Below are 2,328 nucleotides of genomic sequence, written 5' to 3'. Positions count from 1 at the left end.
ACCCGACCAAATGGGATTGGGTTAAAAATACCGGTTATAAAAAACCTGCTGCCCGACCTATGCAGACTTTAGATGGAGAGATGGCAGGTGGAAACAAGCCAGTTGTTAAATCTATCAGACCAACTACGCGAGATGAATTACGTCAAGCATTGCAAGAACAAGGTTTTAGACGTACTGGTTCAGATGCGGCTCAATATGAAACATGGAAAGGTCCTGATGGCGTGAAAATAGATATTCGTCCAAATGGAGAGGTTATAAGAACCCAAAGAGTGCCGCGAACCGATGGTGTACAGGGAAAATATCCGCAACGACAAGATTATGAAGGCAATCCATTGCCAAATAATCATCATCATTCTGGATATTTTGTCAAATGAAAAAAAATATTTTTCACAATGTAAGCCTTTATGAAATAATCTTTTCCGATAATGGAAATACCCTTACATTATCTTTTACAGATACAATTGAAGGTAATTATTTCGGATATATCAAATGCAGTAATATTTTGAATTTTAAATTAGATACAAATAATTTCGTAGATTATGAGGATAAGGAAGATAGCTTGTTTCCCTTGTTTATACCCGAAATAGAGCTATATAAATACCAATTTTATAGTGAAATTATTATTGATGTAGGGATTATTATAAAAATATCTGCTGAAACAATTAATTTTGAGCCACTGGGAAAATAGTAACTGCTTTCTCAGCAGCCGTAGCAACTGTATTTTTACCCGACGGGGTAAAAATACAGTTGCTACATCTCTGCGCAGCAGACTCTACAAGGTATTAATAATTTAGGAAATTTAAGTCCGGAAACACAACTTGCTGCCGCGAGCCTATTACAGGATAGTGCTTTTGCGGTAAAAGACGGTATCAATTCCGCCAGACAATGGGCTGATGCCCATCCGAATATAACTGCAACAGCCCAAACTGCCCTTGCCGTAGCAGAGGCCGCAGGTACGGTTTGGCGCGGTAAAAAAGTAGAACTTAACCCGACTAAATGGGATTGGGTTAAAAATACCGATTATAAAACACCTGCTGCCCGACCTATGCAGACTTTAGATGGGGAAATGGCCGGTGGGAATAAGCCAGCGAAGCAAGCTACTCCTAATGGCAAAGCTGGCGTTTCTACACAACAATCTTTGCAAAATAGTCTCGTTCCACAAAAAAATTATACGCATACTACCTATAATGGTGGATCAGCTATTACAGATGGTAAATATATTACTGACCCTCTCAGTATGGTACGACACAAACCTGATGCATCTAGTCTAGACAAGATAGATAGCAAAAATTTATTTAAATCAGATGTTGATGCGGAAAAAGCTACATTAGATGCTGCTAGATATGCAGATAAACATAATTTATGGGATAGTCAAAATAAGGCAAAAGTTCCAACGAACGACATAGTTGGCTATACAGACGGAAAACCGACACATATAATTAACATTTATCGTAGAAAGCCGAATAAAGATGGGTTTAGACCTGTGCATGGAACACCAGGTAAGGAACGTTGATTTATGAAAATTTATAATTTAGATAATATTATAACTTCATCAGCATTGAGTCTGTATAAATCCACTTGGGTTAAGTTAGATTTAATATCTTGTGCTAAATTTATCATAAAAGGAACGGATTTTACTTTTGATTGGGATGAAGGAATTGAAAATTGGATAGTTTTTTTTCATAAAAACAAAGTTATTGGTTATTTGTGTGCAAAATTACCTTTTGCTATATTAGACAACGAACAATTAAAAAATCAGCTATATCACAAATATCCTCATGTATTAACCTTACAAATTAAAAATATTGAAACTGAAAAAATATCTTTAAATGTAAACATTTGTAGATTAACGTTATGCCCATCATTTCATGATGAACATGATACGCTTGTTTGTTCAGTGCAAGATTTTTATGTAAATACTGTTTAACTAGCAAGCGCAGGCTGGATTAAAACCTAATTCACTGATAAAAAACATAAAACAAGCATCCTGAAATTTTTCAGGCTGCTTTTTTGTTGGGTTTGGTAACCCAATCTACTCGCTGAAAATTAGCAGAGGACGTAAATGGCTATTTATGACTTAAACGAAATCGTAACCCGTGCTGCATTAGGTATATATAAAGGAAAATGGCGAAACATGGATTTTGAGCAAGTTCTACAAAACATTGTTCAGCAACCGTAGGTCGGATTCTCGAATCCGACGTTTTTCAACAGCGGCATTTCGGAAACGATAGACGCGTCAAATATTTTTGTCGGATACAAGTATCCGACCATACGGCAATCATACGGGTAACTCCGCCCCATCCGTAGAGGCTGATAACAGTCATGAGG

At 36.7% G+C, this 2,328-nt stretch carries 2 protein-coding genes and 2 pseudogenes; all 4 read left to right on the top strand.

Going from position 1 to position 2,328, the window contains the following annotated elements:
* Positions 1 to 374 (top strand): annotated as a pseudogene (locus HMPREF2959_RS12060) (septum formation inhibitor Maf); the annotation flags it as partial.
* Complete coding sequence (locus HMPREF2959_RS05390; protein WP_002215112.1) at positions 371 to 688, top strand: hypothetical protein; 318 nt, start codon at positions 371 to 373, stop codon at positions 686 to 688. The pseudogene HMPREF2959_RS12060 and the gene HMPREF2959_RS05390, both read left to right, overlap by 4 nt.
* A gap of 69 nt (positions 689 to 757) precedes the next feature.
* Positions 758 to 1,513: pseudogene (locus HMPREF2959_RS05385) on the top strand (MafB family polymorphic toxin); the annotation flags it as partial.
* Positions 1,514 to 1,516: 3 nt separating this feature from the next.
* The gene (locus HMPREF2959_RS11050) at positions 1,517 to 1,927 is read left to right on the top strand and encodes a hypothetical protein (RefSeq protein ID WP_002218291.1); all 411 of its coding nucleotides are present in this window, start codon (positions 1,517 to 1,519) and stop codon (positions 1,925 to 1,927) included.
* Positions 1,928 to 2,328 lie beyond the last annotated feature (401 nt).

This window comes from Neisseria sp. HMSC070F02 (assembly GCF_001814225.1).
In the GTDB taxonomy this organism is placed as follows: Bacteria; Pseudomonadota; Gammaproteobacteria; order Burkholderiales; family Neisseriaceae; genus Neisseria; species Neisseria meningitidis.
Note: the sequence above shows the minus strand (reverse complement) of the source record. Positions and strands in the feature narration are given on the sequence as shown.

Excerpts from the sequence above, each read along its gene's own strand:
- HMPREF2959_RS11050 (WP_002218291.1), top strand. The coding sequence starts at position 1,517 with ATGAAAATTTATAATTTAGATAATATTATAACTTCATCAGCATTGAGT.
- HMPREF2959_RS05390 (WP_002215112.1), top strand. The coding sequence starts at position 371 with ATGAAAAAAAATATTTTTCACAATGTAAGCCTTTATGAAATAATCTTT.